The 21,454-nt window shown below is 59.1% G+C and carries 21 protein-coding genes and 1 pseudogene; 14 read left to right on the top strand and 8 right to left on the bottom strand.

The annotated features are described in order from the left end of the window. Positions 1–81: 81 nt before the first annotated feature. From epd to K0H48_RS25540, 9 genes and pseudogenes are all read left to right on the top strand, one after another. A complete protein-coding gene (epd, locus tag K0H48_RS25580; protein WP_219269770.1) occupies positions 82–1,137 on the top strand; it encodes an erythrose-4-phosphate dehydrogenase in 1,056 nt (351 codons plus the stop codon). A gap of 17 nt (positions 1,138–1,154) precedes the next feature. Beyond that, positions 1,155–2,318, top strand: a complete 1,164-nt coding sequence (locus tag K0H48_RS25575) for a phosphoglycerate kinase (protein WP_219269765.1) — start codon at positions 1,155–1,157, stop codon at positions 2,316–2,318. Positions 2,319–2,347: 29 nt separating this feature from the next. Next, positions 2,348–2,575, top strand: a complete 228-nt coding sequence (locus tag K0H48_RS25570; protein WP_056857743.1) for a hypothetical protein — start codon at positions 2,348–2,350, stop codon at positions 2,573–2,575. Between the two features lie 62 nt (positions 2,576–2,637). Continuing rightward, positions 2,638–2,973, top strand: a complete 336-nt coding sequence (locus tag K0H48_RS25565) for an MliC family protein (protein WP_219269762.1) — start codon at positions 2,638–2,640, stop codon at positions 2,971–2,973. Between the two features lie 282 nt (positions 2,974–3,255). Continuing rightward, positions 3,256–4,320 carry a class II fructose-bisphosphate aldolase gene (gene fba, locus K0H48_RS25560; RefSeq protein WP_003177554.1) on the top strand — a complete coding sequence of 355 codons (1,065 nt, stop codon included), beginning with the start codon at positions 3,256–3,258 and terminating at the stop codon, positions 4,318–4,320. A 127-nt stretch (positions 4,321–4,447) separates the two neighbouring features. Continuing rightward, positions 4,448–4,711, top strand: a complete 264-nt coding sequence (locus tag K0H48_RS25555) for a helix-turn-helix transcriptional regulator (protein WP_257627105.1) — start codon at positions 4,448–4,450, stop codon at positions 4,709–4,711. Continuing rightward, the gene (locus tag K0H48_RS25550; protein WP_219269759.1) at positions 4,704–5,975 is read left to right on the top strand and encodes a type II toxin-antitoxin system HipA family toxin; all 1,272 of its coding nucleotides are present in this window, start codon (positions 4,704–4,706) and stop codon (positions 5,973–5,975) included. Before K0H48_RS25555 ends, K0H48_RS25550 begins: the two co-directional genes overlap by 8 nt. Next, positions 5,963–6,181, top strand: a pseudogene (locus K0H48_RS25545) (fructose-1,6-bisphosphate aldolase); the annotation flags it as partial. The gene K0H48_RS25550 and the pseudogene K0H48_RS25545, both read left to right, overlap by 13 nt. A gap of 256 nt (positions 6,182–6,437) precedes the next feature. Next, a complete protein-coding gene (locus K0H48_RS25540; RefSeq protein WP_219269753.1) occupies positions 6,438–6,833 on the top strand; it encodes a hypothetical protein in 396 nt (131 codons plus the stop codon). Positions 6,834–6,892: 59 nt separating this feature from the next. Here the strand turns inward: K0H48_RS25540 and K0H48_RS25535 are convergent, their stop codons facing one another. Continuing rightward, a complete protein-coding gene (locus K0H48_RS25535; RefSeq protein WP_219269748.1) occupies positions 6,893–7,180 on the bottom strand; it encodes a fructose-bisphosphate aldolase in 288 nt (95 codons plus the stop codon). 649 nt (positions 7,181–7,829) lie between these two features. On the opposite strand from K0H48_RS25535, the gene K0H48_RS25530 reads away from it, so the two are divergent. Further along, a complete protein-coding gene (locus tag K0H48_RS25530; protein WP_219269745.1) occupies positions 7,830–8,225 on the top strand; it encodes a hypothetical protein in 396 nt (131 codons plus the stop codon). A gap of 43 nt (positions 8,226–8,268) precedes the next feature. Here the strand turns inward: K0H48_RS25530 and K0H48_RS25525 are convergent, their stop codons facing one another. Next, positions 8,269–8,934 carry a polysaccharide lyase family 7 protein gene (locus tag K0H48_RS25525; protein ID WP_219269742.1) on the bottom strand — a complete coding sequence of 222 codons (666 nt, stop codon included), beginning with the start codon at positions 8,932–8,934 and terminating at the stop codon, positions 8,269–8,271. A gap of 310 nt (positions 8,935–9,244) precedes the next feature. On the opposite strand from K0H48_RS25525, the gene K0H48_RS25520 reads away from it, so the two are divergent. Genes K0H48_RS25520 through K0H48_RS25510 form a run of 3 tightly spaced genes read left to right on the top strand, consistent with a single transcriptional unit; the run spans position 9,245 to position 12,209 of the window. Next, complete coding sequence (locus K0H48_RS25520) at positions 9,245–11,350, top strand: bifunctional diguanylate cyclase/phosphodiesterase (RefSeq protein ID WP_219269739.1); 2,106 nt, start codon at positions 9,245–9,247, stop codon at positions 11,348–11,350. A 42-nt stretch (positions 11,351–11,392) separates the two neighbouring features. Next, positions 11,393–11,893, top strand: coding sequence for a M48 family metallopeptidase (locus tag K0H48_RS25515; RefSeq protein ID WP_017139389.1), 501 nt, complete (start codon positions 11,393–11,395; stop codon positions 11,891–11,893). Between the two features lie 19 nt (positions 11,894–11,912). Beyond that, entirely contained in the window at positions 11,913–12,209 is a 297-nt protein-coding gene (locus K0H48_RS25510) for a helix-turn-helix domain-containing protein (RefSeq protein WP_065929470.1), read from the top strand. A 115-nt stretch (positions 12,210–12,324) separates the two neighbouring features. On the opposite strand, the gene K0H48_RS25505 is transcribed toward K0H48_RS25510, so the two are convergent. Then, positions 12,325–12,777 carry a GNAT family N-acetyltransferase gene (locus tag K0H48_RS25505; RefSeq protein WP_219269736.1) on the bottom strand — a complete coding sequence of 151 codons (453 nt, stop codon included), beginning with the start codon at positions 12,775–12,777 and terminating at the stop codon, positions 12,325–12,327. Positions 12,778–12,975: 198 nt separating this feature from the next. On the opposite strand from K0H48_RS25505, the gene K0H48_RS25500 reads away from it, so the two are divergent. Continuing rightward, positions 12,976–13,713: an ABC transporter substrate-binding protein gene (locus K0H48_RS25500; RefSeq protein ID WP_219269734.1), complete on the top strand. Its 738-nt coding sequence runs from the start codon at positions 12,976–12,978 to the stop codon at positions 13,711–13,713. A 94-nt stretch (positions 13,714–13,807) separates the two neighbouring features. Here the strand turns inward: K0H48_RS25500 and yccS are convergent, their stop codons facing one another. The 5 genes from yccS to K0H48_RS25475 form a co-directional block, all read right to left on the bottom strand. Beyond that, on the bottom strand, positions 13,808–15,991 hold the full coding sequence (yccS, locus tag K0H48_RS25495) for a YccS family putative transporter (RefSeq protein WP_219269731.1): 2,184 nt from the start codon (positions 15,989–15,991) through the stop codon (positions 13,808–13,810). Positions 15,992–16,223: 232 nt separating this feature from the next. Continuing rightward, positions 16,224–17,402, bottom strand: coding sequence for an NAD(P)/FAD-dependent oxidoreductase (locus K0H48_RS25490; protein ID WP_219269728.1), 1,179 nt, complete (start codon positions 17,400–17,402; stop codon positions 16,224–16,226). A gap of 131 nt (positions 17,403–17,533) precedes the next feature. After that, entirely contained in the window at positions 17,534–18,871 is a 1,338-nt protein-coding gene (gene dbpA / locus K0H48_RS25485; protein WP_232626477.1) for an ATP-dependent RNA helicase DbpA, read from the bottom strand. Positions 18,872–19,001: 130 nt separating this feature from the next. Next, the gene (gene mdtD / locus K0H48_RS25480; protein ID WP_138813525.1) at positions 19,002–20,429 is read right to left on the bottom strand and encodes a multidrug transporter subunit MdtD; all 1,428 of its coding nucleotides are present in this window, start codon (positions 20,427–20,429) and stop codon (positions 19,002–19,004) included. A 35-nt stretch (positions 20,430–20,464) separates the two neighbouring features. After that, complete coding sequence (locus K0H48_RS25475; RefSeq protein ID WP_219269725.1) at positions 20,465–21,355, bottom strand: alpha/beta fold hydrolase; 891 nt, start codon at positions 21,353–21,355, stop codon at positions 20,465–20,467. Positions 21,356–21,454: the final 99 nt, after the last annotated feature.

Below are 21,454 nucleotides of genomic sequence, written 5' to 3'. Positions count from 1 at the left end.
AACCCGGTCAAATGTGGGAGCGGGCTTGCTCGCGAAGGCGGCGGCACATTCACCCCTTCACCCAAGTTGATCGAGAACCCCATGCCTCAACCGCGTCCCTACAAAGTTGCACTCAACGGCTACGGCCGCATTGGTCGTTGCGTCTTGCGTGCTCTGTTCGAGCGAGGGGCGGCGGCCGGGTTTGAAATTGTGGCGATCAACGATTTGGCCGACATGGCCAGCATCGAATACCTGACACGCTTTGACTCCACCCACGGCCGTTTCCCTGGCGAAGTGCGGGTCGAGGGCGATTGTCTGCATATTAATGGCACCTGCGTGAAGGTCTTGCGCAGTGCCACCCCCGAAGGCATCGACTGGAAAACACTGGGCGTTGACCTGGTGCTGGAATGTTCCGGTGTCTATCACACCCGTGGCGATGGCCAGCGTTTTCTCGACGCCGGCGCACCGCGTGTGTTGTTTTCCCAGCCGATGGCCAGCGAGGCGGATGTGGACGCCACCATCGTCTACGGCATCAACCAGGATTGCCTGACCGGCGATGAGCTGCTGGTGTCCAACGCCTCCTGCACCACCAACTGCAGCGTGCCGCTGTTGCGCCTGCTGGATCAGGCGATCGGTATCGATTATGTGTCGATCACCACGATTCACTCGGCGATGAACGACCAGCCGGTGATCGACGCCTATCATCATGAAGACCTGCGCCGCACGCGCTCGGCGTTCCAGTCAGTAATTCCAGTGTCTACCGGCCTGGCCCGTGGCATCGAGCGACTGTTGCCGGAACTTGCCGGGCGAATCCAGGCCAAAGCCGTACGGGTGCCGACGGTGAACGTGTCCTGTCTGGATATCACCATGCAAACCGTCAGCGACACTGACGCGACGGAGGTCAACCGGATCTTGCGCGACGCCGCCACCAGCGGCCCGCTCAAAGGCCTTTTGGCCTACACCGAATTGCCGCACGCCAGTTGTGATTTCAACCATGACCCGCATTCGGCGATTGTCGATGCCAGCCAGACCCGTGTTTCCGGCCCCAGGCTGGTGAACATCCTGGCCTGGTTCGACAACGAATGGGGCTTTGCCAACCGCATGCTGGATGTGGCAGGGCACTATCTGCACATCGCTACCAAACAACCTCAACAGTAATTCAGGAACTGCGACCCATGACCGTGTTGAAGATGACCGACCTCGATCTGCAAGGTAAGCGCGTACTGATTCGCGAAGACCTCAACGTCCCAGTCAAGGACGGTGTTGTCACCAGCGATGCGCGAATCCTGGCCTCGCTGCCGACCATCAAGCTGGCCCTGGAAAAAGGCGCGGCCGTGATGGTCTGCTCCCACCTGGGTCGCCCGACCGAAGGTGAGTTCAGCGCCGAAAACAGCCTCAAGCCTGTAGCCGAGTACCTGAGCAAAGCCCTGGGCCGCGACGTGCCGCTGGTAGCCGACTACCTGGGCGGCGTCGACGTGAAACCTGGCGATATCGTGCTGTTTGAAAACGTGCGCTTCAACAAAGGCGAGAAAAAGAACAGCGACGAACTGGCCCAGCAATACGCGGCCCTGTGCGACGTGTTCGTGATGGACGCTTTCGGCACTGCGCACCGCGCCGAAGGCTCGACCCACGGCGTGGCCAAGTTCGCTAAAGTTGCAGCGGCTGGCCCGTTGCTGGCGGCTGAGCTGGATGCATTGGGCAAGGCGCTGGGTGCTCCGGCACAACCGATGGCCGCCATCGTGGCCGGCTCCAAAGTGTCGACCAAGCTGGACGTGCTCAACAGCCTGAGCACCATCTGCAACCAACTGATCGTTGGCGGCGGCATCGCCAACACCTTCCTGGCCGCAGCCGGGCACCCGGTGGGCAAGTCGCTGTACGAGCCAGACCTGCTCGACACGGCCCGCGCCATTGCCGCCAAAGTCAGCGTGCCGCTGCCGGTGGACGTGGTGGTTGCCAAGGAATTCGCTGAAAGCGCCGAAGCCACCGTCAAGCTCATCGCTGACGTGGCGGCTGACGACATGATTCTGGATATCGGCCCACAAACCGCGGCTAACTTCGCGCAACTGCTGAAAGCCTCCCAGACCATTCTGTGGAACGGCCCGGTCGGTGTGTTTGAGTTCGACCAGTTCGGCAACGGCACCAAAGTGCTGGCCAAGGCGATTGCCGAAAGCTCGGCATTCTCCATCGCCGGCGGTGGTGACACCCTGGCCGCCATCGATAAATATGGCGTTGCTGACCAGATCTCCTACATTTCTACCGGTGGCGGCGCATTCCTCGAATTCGTCGAAGGCAAAGTGTTGCCGGCCGTTGAAGTGCTGGAAACCCGAGCCAAAGGTTAAGGCTCGTGATCCGGAAAAGGAGCATTCCCATGATCAAGTCGTTGGCACTGGTGATCGCTGCGGGCCTGTTGGCCGGCTGCGGCAGCACGCCAAGCGCTGCGCCCGAGGCGCAAGCGCCTGGGGCTGCGCCGAAAAAAAGCTGCTACCAGGCCGACTGGCAAGCCGAAACCATGCCGGTGATCAACAAGCGCATCGGCAACGAACGGCTGGAACAATACGACGCCGCGCCCAACGGTCAGGAACAGGGTTGCCCATGACGGGTCTGATCAACTAACCGACAGCAGTGGCGGCCCTGGGGGCCGTCGTTCGAGGAGTGGCAATGAAAGGCGTTTTCGCCCTGGCAGCCCTGGCCTTGTTGGCCGGTTGCAGCAGCATGAACATGTTCAACAAGGCCGCAGAACCGGCAGACAAATGGACCACCTGGACTTGCGACAGCAAGGCCGAGGTCAACTGGCGCTTTACCAACCCGGCGCGTTCCGAGGTGGATGTACGCCTTGGCGGTGCGGACCAGGTTTATCGCCTTAAACAAGAGGTTGCCGCCTCGGGCGTGCTGTACAGCGACGGCCAATTGGCGTTTCACACAAAAGGTGAGGAAGGCCTGGTTTACTGGGTCGCCACCGATGATTTGATTGGGCGCGGCTGTAGGGCCCAGTAATACAGAACACGATCTCAACTGTAGTGAGGTTCAAATGTGGGAGCGGGCTTGCTCGCGAAAGCGGTGGTTCAGCTGACGAATTCTGTGACTGGCACACCGCATTCGCGAGCAAGCCCGCTCCCACAGTAGAGCCGGTTCCAAATCGAAATGAATGCGAACCGAACACTGCAATAACGATTCAGCAGCTCAAGCTTAACCCCTTGATCTGCAATAACTTGAATAGCAGCCGCCGCTACGGCAGGCTTGCACGATTAACGACCCTCGACCGGGAGAGACAACACAATGGCACTTATCAGCATGCGTCAAATGCTGGACCACGCAGCCGAGTTCGGCTACGGCGTCCCAGCCTTTAACGTCAACAACCTTGAGCAGATGCGCGCCATCATGGAAGCCGCTGACAAGACCGACTCCCCCGTGATCGTCCAGGCTTCGGCCGGTGCGCGCAAATACGCTGGCGCCCCGTTCCTGCGTCACCTGATCCTCGCCGCGATCGAAGAATTCCCGCACATCCCGGTGTGCATGCACCAGGACCACGGCACCAGCCCTGACGTGTGCCAGCGCTCCATACAACTGGGCTTCAGCTCGGTGATGATGGACGGCTCCCTGGGTGAAGACGGCAAGACCCCAACCGACTACGAGTACAACGTACGCGTGACCCAACAAACCGTGGCCATGGCTCACGCCTGTGGTGTTTCGGTTGAAGGTGAGCTGGGCTGCCTGGGTTCCCTGGAAACCGGTATGGCCGGCGAAGAAGACGGCATCGGCGCCGAAGGCGTGCTGGATCACAGCCAGATGCTGACCGACCCGGAAGAAGCCGCTGACTTCGTGAAAAAGACCCAAGTGGACGCCCTGGCCATCGCCATCGGCACCAGCCACGGCGCCTACAAGTTCACCAAGCCACCTACCGGCGACGTGCTGGCTATCGACCGCATCAAGGAAATCCACAAACGCATTCCGAACACCCACCTGGTGATGCACGGCTCTTCCTCGGTCCCGCAAGAATGGTTGGCGATCATCAACCAGTACGGCGGCGACATCAAAGAAACCTACGGCGTGCCGGTTGAAGAAATCGTCGAAGGCATCAAGTACGGCGTGCGCAAGGTCAACATCGACACCGACCTGCGTTTGGCATCCACCGGTGCAATGCGTCGCCTGATGGCCACCAACCCGAGTGAATTTGACCCACGTAAATTCTTCGGCGCCACCGTGACCGCCATGCGTGATGTGTGTATCGCACGTTACGAAGCCTTTGGTACTGCCGGTAATGCTTCGAAGATCAAACCGATCTCGTTGGAAGCGATGTACCAGCGTTACCTCAAAGGTGAGTTGAACGCCAAGGTGAACTAAGTCTTAAGCGTTTAAAAAGAAGCCCGCAGCGATGCGGGCTTTTTTGTGGCTGCGCGTTACAGACGGAAGGTGGTTGAAATGTCCGTTATAGTGGACATAATCATGATTAATACTTAAAAAGTCCTATATGGGTGACATTTTGCTTATCACCAATCCTCCCGCATTTGGCGAACGGCTGAGACAGCTGCGGCGGGCGAAGCAATACAGTCAGCAACAGCTCGCGGAAAAAGCTCGATGCAGTCGCAAGACAATCATTGATCTTGAAGCGGGGGAGAATGTGGCTATGTATACCGTATTCAGGGTGATTACCGCATTGGGAATGGCCCTGGAGGTGGTTGATCGGCGCATCGACCTCAAATCCCTTGCCGAGTTGGTAGAGCGCGATGAGTAAGATCAAGCGGCTCAACATAACCACGCCCCAAGGCATGGCAGGTGAGCTGTCCAAAGGCTCACAGTTTTCGTTCGCCTATGCCTCGGCGCAGGCTTCGTCTGAAGTGTCATTGGTCATGCCCTATGACCCGACGCCTGCGGTCAGCAACGTCCTGCACCCGATTTTTGATATGAATGTGCCGGAGGGTTTCCTGGCTGATCAGATTAAACGTCGCATGGCCAAGCATATGCAGGTGGACGAAATGCGTTTGCTGTCGATCATTGGTGGCAATCAGATCGGTCGATTGAGTTACGAGAACCCCGTTGAAGCTTCTGCACCGGTGAAAGCACAAGTGGGGTTGCAGGAAATCCTTTCTGCGGATGCCTCACAAGGCGTATTCGACTTCCTGGTCGAGACCTACTTTGAGTCAGGTATTTCCGGGGTGCAGCCGAAGGTGCTGGTACCTGACCTGGATAAGCTGACAGGCAGTCGCAACACCATGCTCAGTTCTGATTTGATCGTGAAGTCCGGCGCTGATGAATATGCACACTTGGCTCAGAACGAATTCCTCTGTTTGGAAGCTGCTCGCCTTGCCGGCATGCAAACTCCGCGTTTCTGGCTGTCGGAACGGGGTGATCTTTTTGTTATGGAGCGCTTTGATCTGACGGAGTCTGGCAGGTTGGGGTTCGAGGATATGGCAGTGCTGTTGGGACTGAACAAAGATCCTCACGACAACTACAAGTATTCCCAAAGTTACGAAACGCTTGCTGCGGTGATAAATGAGGTTTGCCGGCAGGGTGATGTGCTGCGTGAACTCGAACGTTTTTATTCATCTGTGTGCTTGTCGGTCATGGTGCGCAATGGCGATGCTCATCTGAAAAATTTCGGTGTGCTCTATACCCATCCCGGTGCGCTGGAAACCGTGCAGTTAGCCCCTGTATTCGATGTCACAACGACTACCGTGTATGAAAATTACAACCCCAAGTCTGGTCAGTCACTGGTCGACCGTACCTTGGCGATCAAGATGAACAAGGCAAAGGCCTACCCGGATCGCCAGCAACTGATCGAGTTCGGTCGCAAGCACTGTGGTGTTGCAAACCCAGGCGCGATTATTGAGCGAATTAGCGATGCCATGTCTGAGGCGCTAAGCGCACATAAAGTACACATAGACGTTGAGCTGTTTTCAACGATGCAGAAGGAGTGGGACGCCGGCCGCGCAATGGCGCTTCATGATTCGGTGGTATTGGGGATGAGACGAAAGCCAGTGGAAAAACGGGCGCCATAGCAATGCGTCGCCTGATGGCCACCCACCCGAGCGAATTTGACCCACGTAAATTCTTCGGCGCCACCGTGACGGCCATGCGTGATGTGTGTATCGCTCGCTACGAAGCCTTTGGTACTGCCGGTAATGCTTCGAAGATCAAGCCGATCTCGTTGGAAGCCATGTACCAGCGTTACCTCAAAGGTGAGTTGAACGCCAAGGTGAACTAAGCCTTAGTCGTTTAAAAAGAAGCCCGCAGCGATGCGGGCTTTTTTGTGCTTGGGCTTTTTAAACCAGCGGGCCTGGCGCTTGTAACTATTCGAAGTGGGTTGCTCAGGCGCTGATGCTTGTAAGTTTGGTGCTGCGTGAATCCTGGTGCTTTCTGTTTTATTTGTAATCTGAAAAAAACACGCCTTCTTATGAGTTTTTTGGCTTAGGGTCGGCTTCGGTTGTGTATTTAAAGCATTCGATTATGGAGAGTTGAAAATGAATTTAATTAAGTGTTTTGGTGTTGCACTATCGTTGGCGGCTGTAAGTTCTTTTGCCTGTGCAGCTGCCAGCAAACGTCCTCTTATTGCTGTTATTAACAGCGGTGGGGGGATATTTACGCAGTTGCCTGAGTGGATACAGTCAGTAAAGGTGTCCGTATTAAATGGCAACTCAGTATATAAGGTGATATTCGTTTCGGGCGTGTTTGAAGAAAAACCAAGCTATTGTAGAGCCTCATCCATTGGGGCGCGCTCGAATGGGCGTGAGTTTAGGATAAATGGCCGCATTCGGGCAGATTTCGTTAACGTGGTCGATAGTGGCTCGACGCAACAGTCCTCTTCGGGCTTCTTGCTGGTGTGTGCCAAGCAAAGTGAGGCAAGCGCTGCGGGCTGAATTGTCTGCGTTTAAAAGGAAGCCCGCAGCGCTGCGGGCTTTTTGTGGCCGGGATCTGATCAGGCGGCGGTATCCAAGCCTCGGTGCTCGATGACGCGGAACACGTCGCTCACGTCCTGCACCAGGATACGTGCGGTATTGGCCACATTATTCAGGTCGCGCTCGGCGAAGTCCGGCAGGCTGGAGCAGGCCATCAGGTTGAGGTGTTCGAGGGCTGCGTTGAGGCGCTCGCGCAGGCAGGCGTGGAGGTCGGGCAGTGGGGCGGCGCTGTCGATCAAGAGCACGGGTGAGTCGGTGGCGGACTCGGTGCAGGGGTAGAAGCGGCGGGGTGGTAATGGGTCGGTCATGGTGAATCCTTAACTCAGAGAAGAATGACCACCGTTTGCTGCGAAACAAATTGGGTGGCAGCTGTACGCGGGTTCGCAGACCGAGGAGTTAAGACCCGGCAGACCCGAAGGTCTCCCACGCACAGCCGCCATAACAAGGACGGCCGTCGGCGGAGCGCCGGGGCCGTTTGTGACGGGTGCGGTATTAACTCTGTAGGGCTGCGAAACCCTATCGCTGTTCTCAGCGACCGGCGAACTATAAGCGGCGATCTGTCTGCCCGCAACGGTCGTGTAGGACGAGCACAGCACCTGCAGCCAAAGCATAACCAATGTGGGAGCCGGGCTTGCCCGCGATGGCGGTGTATCAGCCAACATCAGCAGTGCCTGACACACCGCCATCGCGGGCAAGCCCGGCTCCCACAGGGTTCGGTGGTGTGTTTAAGAGGTCGGAGTGATCAGGGAATAGTCTTTGTGTTTGTCGGAGTTTGCCTACGAATATCATCGACTCAAAAGTTGTTTGCAATCGGAAGTGTCCTGAAACCAGTCAGTAAAATTCTCTGTGTATTTATAGACTTTCTGTTTTATTTGTACGCCATTGAAAGTGCGCTTTTATCAGCCTTGGGTCCTTTAAGATTGGCCTTTAAATATATTCAATGATGGAGAATTGATAATGGGCTTTATTAAAACCGCTGGCGCTATCATGGCGTTGTTGGCAGCAGGATCTCTGGCCTACGCCGAGGGCAGACTATTCACCGCATCTGTTAACGAAAAGGGGCAAGTTACGGCGCAGTCGCCTAAGTGGCTGAAAGAGGTAAAGCTGACCGCGCAGCCTGATTACTTTTCAACCTATAAGGTCAGGTTCATACCGGGCGTATTTAAAGAGCCTCCCCGTTTTTGCACGGTCTCGGTTACCGATGTCAGTTCCAACGAACATATCTTCTATGGCCATGCCAAGTTGGGCAGTGTCCCGGCCATAAACTACGTTAACGTATTAACACTCAAAGTCGGCGATAACAAACCCGCCGGTGACTCCTCGATGGGCTTTATGCTGATGTGCGTTCAATAAACCTTCTAAGAAGCCCCGCTGTTAACGGGGCTTCTTTTACGCGCTATTCGTGATCAATATCCAATTTGGCAAACGTCACCCGCGCGCCTTCCTTGCTGTCGCCGCTGTTGTCCTGCACATACACTCCTGCCTTGAAGTACAGCGGCTTGGCACCCCAGGCCGCGCCTATGCGCTCGTTCCATTGGCCGTCTGCGGCAGACACGCTGAGCAAGCCGGCCTTATTAAGGTTGATCACATAGGTGAAGCTCTTCTCCAATGGCACATTACTGGCGACGGTAATCACACGCCCCTCACCATCATCCGGGCGCATGCGCACCTTGGCGACGATGTTGCCGATCTGGGTTTTTTCCTTGAATTGGTACTCCAGCTTGATCAGTGGTTTCTGGCTGTCATACGCGTGGATCTGGCCGATGACCACTTTGCCGCTGGAGGGCACCTGGTTGACGGCCACGGTGGCGCGCAGGAAGTTGTTGGCCTCGTTGTAAGTCCAGTTGCGCAGGCGCCCATCGGCGTAGGTTTCGCGTAACTCGCTGCGTGGGTAGATGGCGTTTTCGGTGCGGGTGCCGGTCACGGGTGTCCAGAATTGCACGTTGCTGCCTTCGGCCTGGAAGTACTGGTCTTTGAAGCCGCTCAGCAGCTTGGGGGTGTCGATGGTCGTGGGCGGGGAGCCGACCGGGATGCTGAGGTTCCAGGTGGAAAGGTCGATCATGGTGTTGGCCTTTTACAGAGGGTGAAGGCTTTAGCGCGAGGGCTGTACAACTTCTTTATAGGCGGTGGTTGTCCGGTTGTTAAACAGTTTGTGGCAAATAATTGGCGTCAGCTAAATGCCAAAAAGCCATGTTTCCCACAGGCCGTGGGCTGTAGGGCTTGACCGTTAGTCGGCTTCCTGAGCTTTGGCGCAATGATGGCATCCACGTCACTTCTGCTTTTTTTAAAGCGGGGCTAGAGTGAGCCCTCAGTGTTTGTCCGGTTTTTGTAGCAGAAGTGACCGGTGCAGCCCCTCAAGGAAGAGACGTAGCATGGATTGCGCTCCACACCTCGGCGATGGCAGTTCGGTTCTTTTGGTAGTCGATGACTACCCGGAGAACCTCATCAGCATGCGTGCGCTTTTGCAGCGTGAAGACTGGCACGTGATTACGGCCGCTTCCGGGTTGGAAGCCTTGGAGTTGCTACTTGTCCATGAGGTCGACCTGGTGTTGCTGGACGTGCGCATGCCCGGCATGGATGGCTTTGAAGTCGCGCGCCTGATGCGCGGCAGCCAGCGCACGCGCATGACGCCGATTATCTTCCTCACCGCCCACGCTCAATCGTCCGCCGCCGTGCAGGAAGGCTATGCCAGCGGTGCGATCGACTATCTGTTCAAACCCTTTGACCCGCAGGTCCTCAAGCCCAAGGTTCAGGCCCTGCTGGAGCACCAGCGCAATCGCCGTGCCTTGCAGCGCCTGAGCCACGACTTGGAGCAGGCGCGTGCCTTTAACGCCTCGGTGCTCGACAACGCCGCCGAAGGCCTTTTGGTGGTGGGCGAGGGCAGTGTGATCGAGTACGCCAACCCGGCTATTTCGCGCTTGCTGAACGCCACAATGGCCGAGTTGCAGGGCGAGAGCTTCTTGAGCTTCCTGCAAAAGCCCCATGTGCCCGCGTGGTTGAGTTTCCCGATGTACGAGGCATACCGCCGGGGTGAGACATGGCGCCAGCACGACGCGATCTTGCGCACCGGCCGTGGCCAGCAGGTGCCGGTGGCGTTGTCCTGCGCGCCGCTGCCCGCCGAGCAGAAGGCCATGGTGGTGACCGTGCTGGACATGTCCGAGGTGCGCCACCTGCATCAGCAACTGGAGTTCCAGGCCGTGACCGATCCGCTGACCGGGCTGTTGAACCGGCGCGGCTTTCACCAGGCGGTGGAAAACACCTTGCTGCGCAGCGAGCGTAACGAGCAGTCGCTGGTATTGCTGTACCTGGACCTGGACGGTTTCAAGCGGGTCAACGACTCGTTGGGCCACGACGCCGGCGACCGCGTGCTGCGCTGGGTCTCGGAGCAGATGCAGGCCTGCCTGCGCTCCTACGACATTCTCGGGCGTATGGGCGGGGATGAGTTCACCGCGTTGCTGGAGCTGGAGTTCCCGGAGCAGGCCGCCAAGATTGCGGAAAAACTGATCGAACGGGTGTCTGTGTGCCAGCAAGTCGACGGTTTGGAGGTGATGCTCGGTGTCAGCATCGGCATCGCCACATTCCCGGACTGCGGCTCTGACCTGAGCGGCCTGTTGCGTGCGGCGGATATCGCCATGTACGAAGCCAAGCGCGCGGGGCGTCAGCAATATCGCTATTACGATCAGGAAATGAACGGCCGTGCCCGTTCGCGGCTGATGCTCGAAGACAGCGTGCGCACCGCGATTCAAAACAAGGATTTCACCCTGGTCTACCAGCCCCAGGTTTCGCTGGAAGACGGGCGCTTGCGTGGCGTCGAAGCGCTGTTGCGCTGGCAGCACCCAAGCGTCGGCGATGTGCCGCCGGGCTTGTTCTTGCCGCTGCTGGAAGAGGCGCGGCTGATCAGCCAGTTGAGCGCCTGGATCTACCAGCAAGTCGCCGCGCAGCGCCAGGCCTGGCAAGCCACCTTCGATGAAGAGCTGGTGCTGAGCGTGAGCTTGAGTGCCAGCCAGTTCAACATGCCCAACCTCGCCAGCCAACTGCAGCAGGTACTCGAGCGGCATGGGTTACAGGGGCGCCAGCTGGAGGTGGAAATCAGCGAAGACAGCCTGATGAGTAACCTTGAAGAGACCCATAAGCAGCTCAAGTTATTGCGCCAGATCGGCGTGCGCACTGCCTTGGATGACTTCGGCCTGGGCCAATGCTCCCTGGCCCATCTGCGGGACCTGGAGTTCGATACGCTCAAGCTCGACCCGCAACTGGTGGCGCGCCTGCCAGGCTCGGTACGGGACGCGGCGATGGCGCGCAGTATTATTCAGTTATGCGCACATTTTGAGGTGTTGGTGATCGCCGAGGGCGTGGAAACCCTCGAGCAGTCAACGTGGCTCAAGGCCAATGGCTGCGCCTTTATTCAGGGGCCGTTGGCGGCCCAACCGTTGGTGGCGGAGGAAGTGGCTGCCTGGTCTCACCCTCGTCTGCTGTGAATTCGCTACACTGGCGGCATTCAAACCCTGTTGCAGAACCCCATGACCGCGCTGAAATACCTCCAGGCCTACCCCGCAGCGCTCCAGGAGCAAGTGCGCCAATTGATCGCCAAGGACCAGTTGGGCGCCTACCTGGAGCAGCGCTACCCCGAGCGCCACGGCGTGCAGAGCGACAAGGCGTTATACAGCTATGCCTTGGCGCTCAAGCAGGAACACCTGCGTAACGCGCCGGCCATCGACAAAGTGCTGTTCGACAACCGCCTGGACCTCACCCACCGCGCCCTGGGCCTGCACACTACGATTTCGCGGGTGCAGGGCGGCAATCTCAAAGCCAAGAAAGAGATCCGCATTGCGGCGTTGTTCAAGGAGGCCGCACCGGAGTTTCTGCGCATGATCGTGGTACACGAGCTGGCGCACTTCAAGGAATCGGACCACAACAAGGCGTTCTATAAACTCTGTGAGTACATGATGCCGGGCTACCATCAGGTGGAATTCGACCTGCGGGTGTACCTCACTTATCGCGACTTGCAGGGCAAGCCCTAACTTCACAAGGCGTTCGAGCATGGATGTGAGCAAGACCAAAAGCAGTTTCTACCGCCGGCTGTATGTGGCCTACCTGATCGACAGCGGCCAGGCCAGCAGCGTGCCGGCACTGACCGATGCCACCGGCATGCCACGGCGCACGGCGCAGGACACGATTGCGGCGTTGGCTGATCTGGATATCGTGTGTGAATTTGAGCAGGAAGACGGCGCGCGCAATCATGCCGGGTGTTATCGGATTCGTAGCTGGGGCGCGATTGATCGGCGCTGGATCGAGGCGAACCTTGGGGTGGTCAAGCAGGTGTTGGGTTATCCCTGAGGTTTTGTGGTGGATCGTCTGGCGCCTTCGCGAGCAAGCCCGCTCCCACATTCCACCGCATTTCAAAGTATGTACGCGGTTAAATGTGGGAGCGGGCTTGCTCGCGAAGAGGCCCTCAGCTACGCCGCATACCAATATGGGGAATGTCATCCTCCAGGTATTCCTCACCCGCCACCTCAAACCCATACCGCCCGTAATACCCCTGCAAATGCGCCTGGGCTGACAGATAGATCGGTGTCTGCGGCCAGATGTCTTCAATGCGCTTGAGCGCTTCTTCCATCATCTGGTGCCCCAAGCCGGTGCCGCGTGCCACTGGCGCGACGATTACCCGGCCAATCACCACATCACCGCCCTGGGATTCCGGGTCCAGCAGGCGCAGGTAAGCCACCAGCACGTCATCCTTCCAGGCCATCAAGTGGTGGGTATCACCGGAAAGATCCTGCCCGTCGAGGTCTTGATAAACGCATTTTTGCTCGACGACGAACACCTCATTGCGCAGACGCATAATGGTGTATAGCTGCTCTTTGCCGAGGTCTTCGTGATGTTTGCAGACCCATTCAACCGTCATGGCGTTTTCCCTTATTAATGTCTGTGGCCGATAGTAAGCGCCGCCGCCTGTCCTGTCTAAATTGAGCATTTTTGTGAATGGCGTCAATTTGCCATCATTCAGTCCGATCGCCACCGGCTTCTTTGTGTAATCTGCAATGCAGGCTCATTGATGAGCTACTGTTATCAGGCCAATGCCTGCCCGCCAAGGACTTTGAGCATGCCGCGATTTTCTCGTGCCGTTGCTTTGATAGGAGTGCTGTTGCTGGCCCAGCCGGCGGTGGCGCAGCGCCTGCGCCTGGTAGCGGATGCTTGGCCACCCTTTACCGATTCCACGTTGATCAACGGCGGCCTGGCCACCGATATCGTCAGTACGGCGCTGGCCCGGGCAGGCTATGCCAGTGATTTCGAACAGGTGCCCTGGGCGCGGGCGCTGATGGGTGTGGGCGATGGCCGTTACGACGTGTTGATCAACGCCTGGTACGACGATGCCCGCACCAAGCTGGGCCAGTTTTCCGGCGAATACCTGCTTAACCGCGTGCGCTTTATCAAACGCCGCGACGACCCCATTGACTATCAGAACCTGGAACAACTGCACGACGACCCCATCGCGGTGGTGCGCGGCTATGCCTATTCGGCAGCGTTCGACCAGGATACGCAGTTGCAGAAAGTGCCGGTGCACAACTTCGCCATGGCCGTGCGCATGCTGGCGGCCAATCGCGTCAAGCTGACGCTGGAAGATGAGTTCGTGGCCCGCTATTACCTGGCACGGGAGTCGCCACGGGTGCGCAATGCAGTGGAGTTTTTACCCAAGCCGCTGAGCGAGAACAGCCTGCATATTCTGGTGAGCCTGAAGAACCCCGAGCATGAGCAGATCGTGGCCAGCTTTGATCGGGAGATTGCCAGGATGAAGGCAGATGGCAGTTATGCAAAGTTGATGAAGGAGCACGGGATGTAGTGTTTCTGCTGGCCCCATCGCAGGCAAGCCAGCTCCCACATTTTGATTTGTGAACACAGTCAAATGTGGGAGCTGGCTTGCCTGCGAAAGCGGTCTACGCCGCGCTGGTATCTTTGATCAAATGCGCCGCCAACGTGCGCAACGGCCCCAACTGCCGGCAGATCAACGCCAGTTGCGTCTGCACCAACCGCTGCCCTTCATCAATCTCATCAGGCATCTGCTCCAGGTCCGCCGCCAACGCCTCCTCGGCATCACTCTGAATCGCGATTGGCTGCTTGTTGGCCAGCCCTGTAGCAATCTCGTCGATACTCGCCGCCAGGCTGTTACCGGCCCCTTCGATCAAGTGCTCACGCACATCGGCGGGTAACTGGGTTTCACGGTGCGCACCCAGCCCGGAAAGGTAGCTGAGCAAAGTATGCGACAGCACCAGGAAGCGGAAGCCCACATCGGCCTCCTTACGGAAATGCCCGGGCTCCATCAGCATATTCGCCAGCGTGGTCGACAGCGCCGCATCGGCGTTGTGCGCATTGCGCCGCGCCAACCGGTAGGCCAGGTCGTCGCGCTTGCCGGCGGCGTATTGCTGCATGATCTGGCGCAGGTAGATGCTGTTGCAGGTCAGGGTGTTGGCCAGCACTTTGTTCAGGCGCCGGCCTTGCCAGTCCGGCAGGAACAGAAACACCGCCAGGCCGGCAATCAAGCTGCCCAGCAAGGTATCGAACAGCCTTGGCAGGAACAGCCCGTAACCATCGCCCACCTGGTTGAAGCAGAACAGCACCATCAAGGTGATCGCCGCCGTGGCCAAGGTGTAGCGGGTGGTGCGGTTGATAAAGAACACCAGGCCTGCGGCGATGGCGAACATCGACTGCACCAACGGGCTTGGGAACAGGTCGAACAGCGCCCAGGCCACGGTCAGGCCGATGGCGGTGCCGATGATCCGCTGGCCCAGCTTGCGCCGCGTGGCGCCGTAGTTCGGCTGGCACACGAACAGGGTGGTGAGGATGATCCAGTAGCCCTGGGAGGGGTGGATCAAGTGCACCATCCAATAGCCGATACTCAGTGCCAGCGGCAGGCGCAGGGCGTGGCGGAACAGCAATGAGGTCGGCGTCAGTTGCGTGCGCAGGCGTGTCCACATTTCCTTGAGGTTGCGCGGTGCACGGTCCAGCAGGCTGCTGTCGGTGGCGTCGGCCAGGGAGTCGGGGTTGCTGGCGTCGCCAAGCAAACGGTCGAGGGTCGACAGGTTGGCGGCCAGGGCCCGCAACGAACGCAACAGACCGCGCCAGGCCGGGTTGCTCTGGATGCGCAGGTGTTCTAGCGAGGCGTTCAAGTCGCCCAGCGCTTCGGCGAAGCTGTCGTCGTAAATGAACGGCTGGCGCAGTTGGATCGATTCGGCCAGGGCCTGGCAGGCCTTGCCTTGCTGGCGCAACAGGCGCTGACAGCGGAACAACACGTCGCTGTGGAAGAAGGCTTCGGCCAGGGCGTTGTAAGGGTAGTGGGACGAGCTCGCGCGTTCGTGGATATCCTGGGCCAGAAAGTACAGCTTCAGGTAACGGCTGACTTTCGAACCTGGTCGGCCATTGCCTACGCGGTGCAGGATGATTTCTTTGGCGGCATTCAGCGCCGCCACTACCCGGCCATTTTGCTGGGCCAGTTCCAGGCGGCGCGCTTCCACATCCAATTGGCGGATCGGCTCGAACAGCGACGATTTGAGCTTGAGGTAACGCCCCAGCTCGCGAAACAACCGCGCCAGGCTTTGCTGCACCGGCTGGTTGGAAAACAGCACCTGCCACAGCACCGACAGCACGCCATACCACGCCGCACCTGCCACCAGCAGCAATGGCTCATGCCAAAAATCAGTGACGGCACCACCGCGCTGGTCCACACCGATCATGGTGTACACCGACAGAATCAGCGTGGCCGATGCAATCGCGCCATAACGTTCGCCCAACGCGCCGAGCATGGTCAGGCAGAAGCTGGCCAGGGCCAGGGCGATGGCGAAGATCCAGGGATAAGGGAACAGCAGTTCAACCGACAGCGCGGCAACACTGAAACACACCAGCGTTACCGCCAGCGCATTCAGGCGGCCTTGCCAACTGTCATCGGTCTCGGCCAAGGCGCTGGCGATAATCCCCAGGAACAGCGGGATCAGCAACGTCATTTCGTTTTGATACCAGCACAGCGCCATGCTGCCGGTGAGGGCGATGAATACCCGAACGCTGTAACTGAATTTATCCAGCGCCCACAGGCGCCGCATGGACTGCTTGAACGAGGTCGATGACATGAAGTCTGGAGTCTTCCGGGACGATGCCGCTAAATTGAGCCAGTAATGACGCCACGGCAAGCGTGGCGATCACATGTAACAGCAAAATTTATTCCAGCCAACATCTTAAGAACACCACGAAACTACTGTGGGAGCTGGCTTGCCTGCGATAGCGGCGGTGAATCCACCACCGCTATCGCAGCGGTGCGACGATTCGACGAGCCAGCTCCCACATGTTGACCGCGTACAACCTTCAGGCGTATTGCGCGGCTGCGTAACCGGAAGCCCAGGCCCACTGGAAGTTGAACCCGCCCAAGTGACCGGTCACATCCAGCACTTCACCAATAAAGTACAGCCCCGGGCTTTTCAGCGATTCCATGGTCTTGGACGACACTTCCCGCGTGTCTACACCGCCCAGCGTCACCTCGGCCGTGCGATAGCCTTCGGTGCCCGCCGGCACCAACTGCCAGCTCGACAGCTTTTGCGCAATGTCGGCCACTTCGGCGTGGGTGTATTGCTTCATCGGCTTGGACACAAACCAGATCTGCGCCAACAGATTGGCCATCTTCTTGGTGAAGATCTCACCCAGCAGGGTTTTCAGCTCGCTGTTGGGGTGCTCGACCTGTTGCTGTTGCAGCCAGGTGTGGGCGTCGTGGTCGGGCAGCAGGTTGATTTCAACCGTGTCACCGGACTCCCAGTAGGAAGATATCTGCAAAATCGCCGGGCCACTGAGGCCACGGTGGGTAAACAGGATGTTCTCGCGAAAACTCTGGTCATTGCAGCTCACCAGGCAATCCACGGAAGTCCCGGACAGCTCGCCGCACAACTCCTTGAGCTGGTCGGTAATGGTAAACGGCACCAGACCTGCGCGGGTCGGCAGCAGTTCGTGGCCGAACTGCTTGGCTACCTGGTAACCAAAACCGGTGGCGCCCAGGGTCGGAATCGACAGGCCGCCGGTGGCGATCACCAGGGATTCGCAGCGCAGCTCACCCAAGGTGGTTTGCAGTTGATAGCCGCCGTCGACTTTGGCGATTTCCTCGATCGAGGTGTCCAGGTGCAGGCTCACGCCGGTCTGGATGCATTCATCGAGCAGCATGCCGAGGATGTCGCTGGACTTGTTATCGCAGAACAGCTGGCCGAGCTTTTTCTCGTGGTACGGCACGCCGTGCTTGGCCACCAGCTCGATGAAATCCCACTGGGTGTAGCGGGCCAGGGCGGATTTGCAGAAGTGCGCGTTGTGCGAGAGGAAGTTGGCCGGCTCGGTGTACATATTGGTGAAATTGCAGCGGCCACCGCCGGACATCAGGATCTTTTTGCCGGCCTTGTTGGCGTGGTCGATCAGCATCACCTTGCGCCCACGCCCGGCGGCGGTCAGTGCGCACATCAAGCCTGCGGCGCCGGCGCCAATGATCACAACTTCGGTCGAGCGCAAAACGGTGTCCTCATGTTCATCAGATCGTTCCCACGCTCTGCGTGGGAATGCCGCCATGGACGCTCTGCGTCCGCTTTGTGACGCAGAGCGTCACGGGATGCATTCCCACGCGGAGCGTGGGAATGATCAGGTCAGAGGATCCGCACGCGCAACGAGCGGCCTTTGATCTTGCCGTCATTCAAACGCTGCAACGCCTGCTTGGCGATCCCGCGCTCAACAGCCACGAACGCCTGGAAATCAAAGATCGCGATCTTGCCGACCTGGGCACCCGGGATGCCGGCGTCGCCGGTCAGTGCGCCGAGGATGTCGCCTGGGCGTACCTTGTCTTTACGGCCGGCGGCGATGCACAGCGTGCTCATCTGTGGCAGCAACGGGCCACCGCTTTGCGGCTTGAGGTTGTCCAGTTGGTCCCAGTTCAGCGGCGACTTTTGCAGTTGCTCGATGGCCTGGGCGCGGTGTGCTTCGGAAGGCGCCACCAGGCTGATGGCGATGCCGGTCTCACCGGCGCGACCGGTACGGCCTACGCGGTGGATGTGGATTTCCGAGTCGCGGGCCAGTTCGACGTTGATCACCATGTCCAGCGAGTCAATGTCCAAACCGCGCGCGGCAACGTCAGTGGCAACCAGCACCGAAGTACTGCGGTTGGCGAACATCGCCAGTACCTGGTCACGGTCGCGCTGCTCCAGGTCGCCATGCAGGCCGACGGCGGAAATGCCTTTGGCGGTCAGGTGATCCACAGTTTCCTGCACTTGCTGCTTGGTAAAACAGAACGCCACGCACGAGGCCGGGCGGAAATGCGCCAGTACCTTGGTCACCGCGTCCATGCGCTCTTCCGGCGAGATCTCGTAGAAACGCTGCTCGATCTGGTCGTCGGAGTGGAAGGCTTCGGCCTTCACCTGCTGCGGCGCACGCATGAACTTGGAGGCCAGCTGCTTGATGCTCACCGGGTAGGTGGCCGAGAACAGCAGGGTCTGGCGGCGTGGCGGGGTCTTGCTGATGATGTCTTCGATGGCGTCGTAGAAGCCCATGTCGAGCATGCGGTCAGCTTCGTCGAGGATCAGCGTGTTCAAACCGTCCAGCACCAGCGAACCTTTGCGCAGGTGCTGCTGGATACGGCCTGGCGTGCCGACGATCACGTGGGCACCGTGTTCCAGCGAAGCGATCTGCGGGCCGAGGGACACGCCGCCGCACAGGGTCAGTACCTTGATGTTGTCTTCGGCACGTGCCAGGCGACGGATTTCCTTGGCGACCTGGTCGGCCAGTTCACGCGTCGGGCACATCACCAGCGCCTGGCAGCCGAAGTAACGCGGGTTGATCGGGTTGAGCAGGCCGATGCCGAAGGCGGCGGTCTTGCCGCTGCCGGTCTTGGCTTGGGCGATCAGGTCCAGCCCCTTGAGGATCACCGGCAAGCTTTGCGCCTGGATCTGCGTCATCTCGACGTAACCCAGCGAGTCGAGGTTAGCCAGCATGGCGGCGGACAGGGGCAAAGTATTAAAAGCGGTGGCGATGGTAGTCACGGGACTGGCTCTGCAAAACAAAATGTCGCGCAGTGTACCAGCCCTGTGGGATTTTCCCTGCAAGTTCTAGACGAGAAGCCTGTTAATGCTCAAGGTCGTGCTCGCGGCTGACCACCCGTTTGCCGTCTTTTGGCGACAGTTGCAGGAAGATCGCCGCTGCCAGCATGGCCATGATGCCGACGGTAAGGAAGGTCAGTTGGAACGCGCCCAGCACGCTTTCCACGCCGTCATTGCCCGCTTCGGCAGTAAAGCCGCCGAGCAAGGCACCGGCACAGGCTACGCCCAGGCTCAAGGACAATTGCGCCACCACCGAGAGCAAACTGTTGCCACTGCTGGCCTGGGCGTCGTCGAGGTCGATCAGGGTGACGGTGTTCATCGCGGTAAATTGCAGCGAGTTGATCGCGCCCAGCACCGCCAGCATGCACAGCAGCAGCGGGTATGGCGTGTGTTCGCTGACCAGGCCCATGCTGGCCAGCATGATGCCCAGCGCCAGGGTGTTGCCGGTGAGCACAACGCGATAGCCCAGCCGCTCGATCAGTGGCCGCGCGATGGACTTGGCAAACATCGCCGCCGCCGCCAGCGGCAACATGCTCATGCCGGCTTCCGAGGGCGAATAACCCAGCGCCACTTGCAGCAGCAACGGCACCAGAAACGGCAGCGCGCCGCTGCCCAATCGGGCGAACAGGTTGCCGAGGATGCCCACGGCAAAGGTGCGGGTCTTGAACAGCACCGGCGAGAACAGTGGGTTATCGATATGCCCGGCACGCAGCCAGTACGCGGCCAGGCAGGCGAGCCCGCCGAACAACAGCAACATCACCCGCAGGTGCGGCAGGTGCAGTTCGCCCAGGCCTTCCATGGCGATGGTGATCAGCACCATCGCCGCGCCAAACAGCACAAACCCCACACTGTCAAAGCGCGTGCGTTCGCTGCCGCGCAAGTCGGGGATGAGTTTCCACACGGCGTAGCAACCAACCATGCCCACGGGCAGGTTGATCAGGAAGATCCAGTGCCAGGTCAGGTATTGCACCATCCAGCCGCCCATGGTCGGGCCGAGCAGTGGGCCGAGCAGGCCGGGAATGGTGATGAAACCCATGATGCGCACCAGTTCGGAGCGCGGATAAGCGCGTAGGACCACCAGCCGCCCGACCGGCAGCATCAGCGCACCGCCCAAGCCCTGGATGACCCGCGCGCCCACCAGCATGGTCAAGCTGCTCGACAAGGCGCACAGCAAGGAGCCGATGCTGAACAGCATGATGGCGCCGAAGAAGATTTTTTTGGTACCGAAGCGATCGGCCACCCAGCCCGAAGCCGGGATCAGCAAGGCGACGGTGAGCATGTAGGCGATCACCACCCCTTGCATGCGCAGCGGGTTTTCCGCCAAGTCCCGCGCCATGGCCGGCAGGGCGGTGTTGAGAATCGTCCCGTCCAGCGACTGCATGAAGAAGGCAATCGCTACCACCCAGGGTAGCCAGCGGGCGGTCTTGGCATCGAGAGGGGCGCGATTCGGCATGTGAACCCTTTTATTATCAGGCTATGTGTTGGCGATTATGCGCCATCCGTCGCTCCTTTTCCCACTGGCGGTTCGTCTAATTCCGACAGTGTTGCGTGCTCTCCCACCAGGAAATCCAACAGCGCACGGTGCACCGCCATGGCCGCTTCGCGCGACTCCAGGTCGAGCAGATGGCCGGTGTGTTCGGCGACCGCAAAGCTGCTGCGCCCAATGTATTGCTTGAACAGTTGGGCCTCGGCCGCCGGCGTGTATTCATCCAGTGTGCCATTGAGGAAGTGCACCGGGGTTTCAATCTGCTTGAGTGCCGGCAGGTAGTTGCCATCGCCCAAGGCCAGCACCTGATGGATATGAAAGCGCGCCTGGCGGTATTCGGTGGTGGCCATGCTCGACAGGTGCCGATGGTTGTTGCGCTTGAGGCGCGGCGACAGGTATTTGCCGACGGTCTCGTTGAGCAAGTGGCCGACGGCGGATTTGTCATCGGCCTCGATCAGCACGCGCACACGCTCCACGTAGTCGAGCATGGCCTGGTTGAGGTTGGGCGCCAGCGCCATCACCACCGAGCTTTGGATGGACGGCGGGTTATGGGCCAGGGTCAGCAAGGTGGAGATGCCGCCCCAGGAGGCGGACACCAGATGGTTGACCTCGAAGCGCTCCACCAGCGCGCGCAGGATTTGCACCTCGTCGTCCTTGGTCACAAGGTCGAGGTCGGTGTTGTGCTCGCGCGAATAGCCGGAGAACGGCAGGTCGAACAGCAGCACATTGAAATGCTCCGCCAGGCATTTGCTGGTTCGCGCGAAAGAGCGCGTGGTGGACAGTGCACCGTTGACCATCAAGACAGTGTTTTTTTCCGAATCGTTTCCTAGCTGCTCAACATGCACGTTGTAGTGCTTGAACAGCTTCTCTATGACAAAACTTCCATGGTTCATGTCAACGCTCCAGCTTGCCCTTCCCGGGCAAGGTCGTGCTCTCGTGGGGTAGGTGGCGGGATGCCACTAACCGTTATAACGAGGTTTTTTGCGGGCGAC

The organism is Pseudomonas sp. Xaverov 259 (genome assembly GCF_019352915.1).
In the GTDB taxonomy this organism is placed as follows: domain Bacteria; phylum Pseudomonadota; class Gammaproteobacteria; order Pseudomonadales; family Pseudomonadaceae; genus Aquipseudomonas.
The sequence above is the reverse complement of the archived record's forward strand: the minus strand, read 5'-3'. Positions and strand labels throughout refer to the sequence as shown.

What these genes read in the sequence shown, in the direction of transcription:
- epd (WP_219269770.1), top strand. Translation starts at nt 82, where the DNA reads ATGCCTCAACCGCGTCCCTACAAAGTTGCACTCAACGGCTACGGCCGC.
- K0H48_RS25515 (WP_017139389.1), top strand. Translation starts at nt 11,393, where the DNA reads ATGACCGCGCTGAAATACCTCCAGGCCTACCCCGCAGCGCTCCAGGAG.
- K0H48_RS25535 (WP_219269748.1), bottom strand. Translation starts at nt 7,180, where the DNA reads ATGACCGACCCATTACCACCCCGCCGCTTCTACCCCTGCACCGAGTCC.
- mdtD (WP_138813525.1), bottom strand. Translation starts at nt 20,429, where the DNA reads ATGCCGAATCGCGCCCCTCTCGATGCCAAGACCGCCCGCTGGCTACCC.
- K0H48_RS25530 (WP_219269745.1), top strand. Translation starts at nt 7,830, where the DNA reads ATGGGCTTTATTAAAACCGCTGGCGCTATCATGGCGTTGTTGGCAGCA.
- K0H48_RS25555 (WP_257627105.1), top strand. Translation starts at nt 4,448, where the DNA reads ATGGGTGACATTTTGCTTATCACCAATCCTCCCGCATTTGGCGAACGG.
- K0H48_RS25505 (WP_219269736.1), bottom strand. Translation starts at nt 12,777, where the DNA reads ATGACGGTTGAATGGGTCTGCAAACATCACGAAGACCTCGGCAAAGAG.
- K0H48_RS25510 (WP_065929470.1), top strand. Translation starts at nt 11,913, where the DNA reads ATGGATGTGAGCAAGACCAAAAGCAGTTTCTACCGCCGGCTGTATGTG.
- K0H48_RS25575 (WP_219269765.1), top strand. Translation starts at nt 1,155, where the DNA reads ATGACCGTGTTGAAGATGACCGACCTCGATCTGCAAGGTAAGCGCGTA.
- K0H48_RS25520 (WP_219269739.1), top strand. Translation starts at nt 9,245, where the DNA reads ATGGATTGCGCTCCACACCTCGGCGATGGCAGTTCGGTTCTTTTGGTA.
- fba (WP_003177554.1), top strand. Translation starts at nt 3,256, where the DNA reads ATGGCACTTATCAGCATGCGTCAAATGCTGGACCACGCAGCCGAGTTC.
- K0H48_RS25525 (WP_219269742.1), bottom strand. Translation starts at nt 8,934, where the DNA reads ATGATCGACCTTTCCACCTGGAACCTCAGCATCCCGGTCGGCTCCCCG.
- K0H48_RS25550 (WP_219269759.1), top strand. Translation starts at nt 4,704, where the DNA reads ATGAGTAAGATCAAGCGGCTCAACATAACCACGCCCCAAGGCATGGCA.
- K0H48_RS25570 (WP_056857743.1), top strand. Translation starts at nt 2,348, where the DNA reads ATGATCAAGTCGTTGGCACTGGTGATCGCTGCGGGCCTGTTGGCCGGC.
- K0H48_RS25475 (WP_219269725.1), bottom strand. Translation starts at nt 21,355, where the DNA reads ATGAACCATGGAAGTTTTGTCATAGAGAAGCTGTTCAAGCACTACAAC.
- K0H48_RS25565 (WP_219269762.1), top strand. Translation starts at nt 2,638, where the DNA reads ATGAAAGGCGTTTTCGCCCTGGCAGCCCTGGCCTTGTTGGCCGGTTGC.
- yccS (WP_219269731.1), bottom strand. Translation starts at nt 15,991, where the DNA reads ATGTCATCGACCTCGTTCAAGCAGTCCATGCGGCGCCTGTGGGCGCTG.
- dbpA (WP_232626477.1), bottom strand. Translation starts at nt 18,871, where the DNA reads ATGCTGGCTAACCTCGACTCGCTGGGTTACGTCGAGATGACGCAGATC.
- K0H48_RS25540 (WP_219269753.1), top strand. Translation starts at nt 6,438, where the DNA reads ATGAATTTAATTAAGTGTTTTGGTGTTGCACTATCGTTGGCGGCTGTA.
- K0H48_RS25500 (WP_219269734.1), top strand. Translation starts at nt 12,976, where the DNA reads ATGCCGCGATTTTCTCGTGCCGTTGCTTTGATAGGAGTGCTGTTGCTG.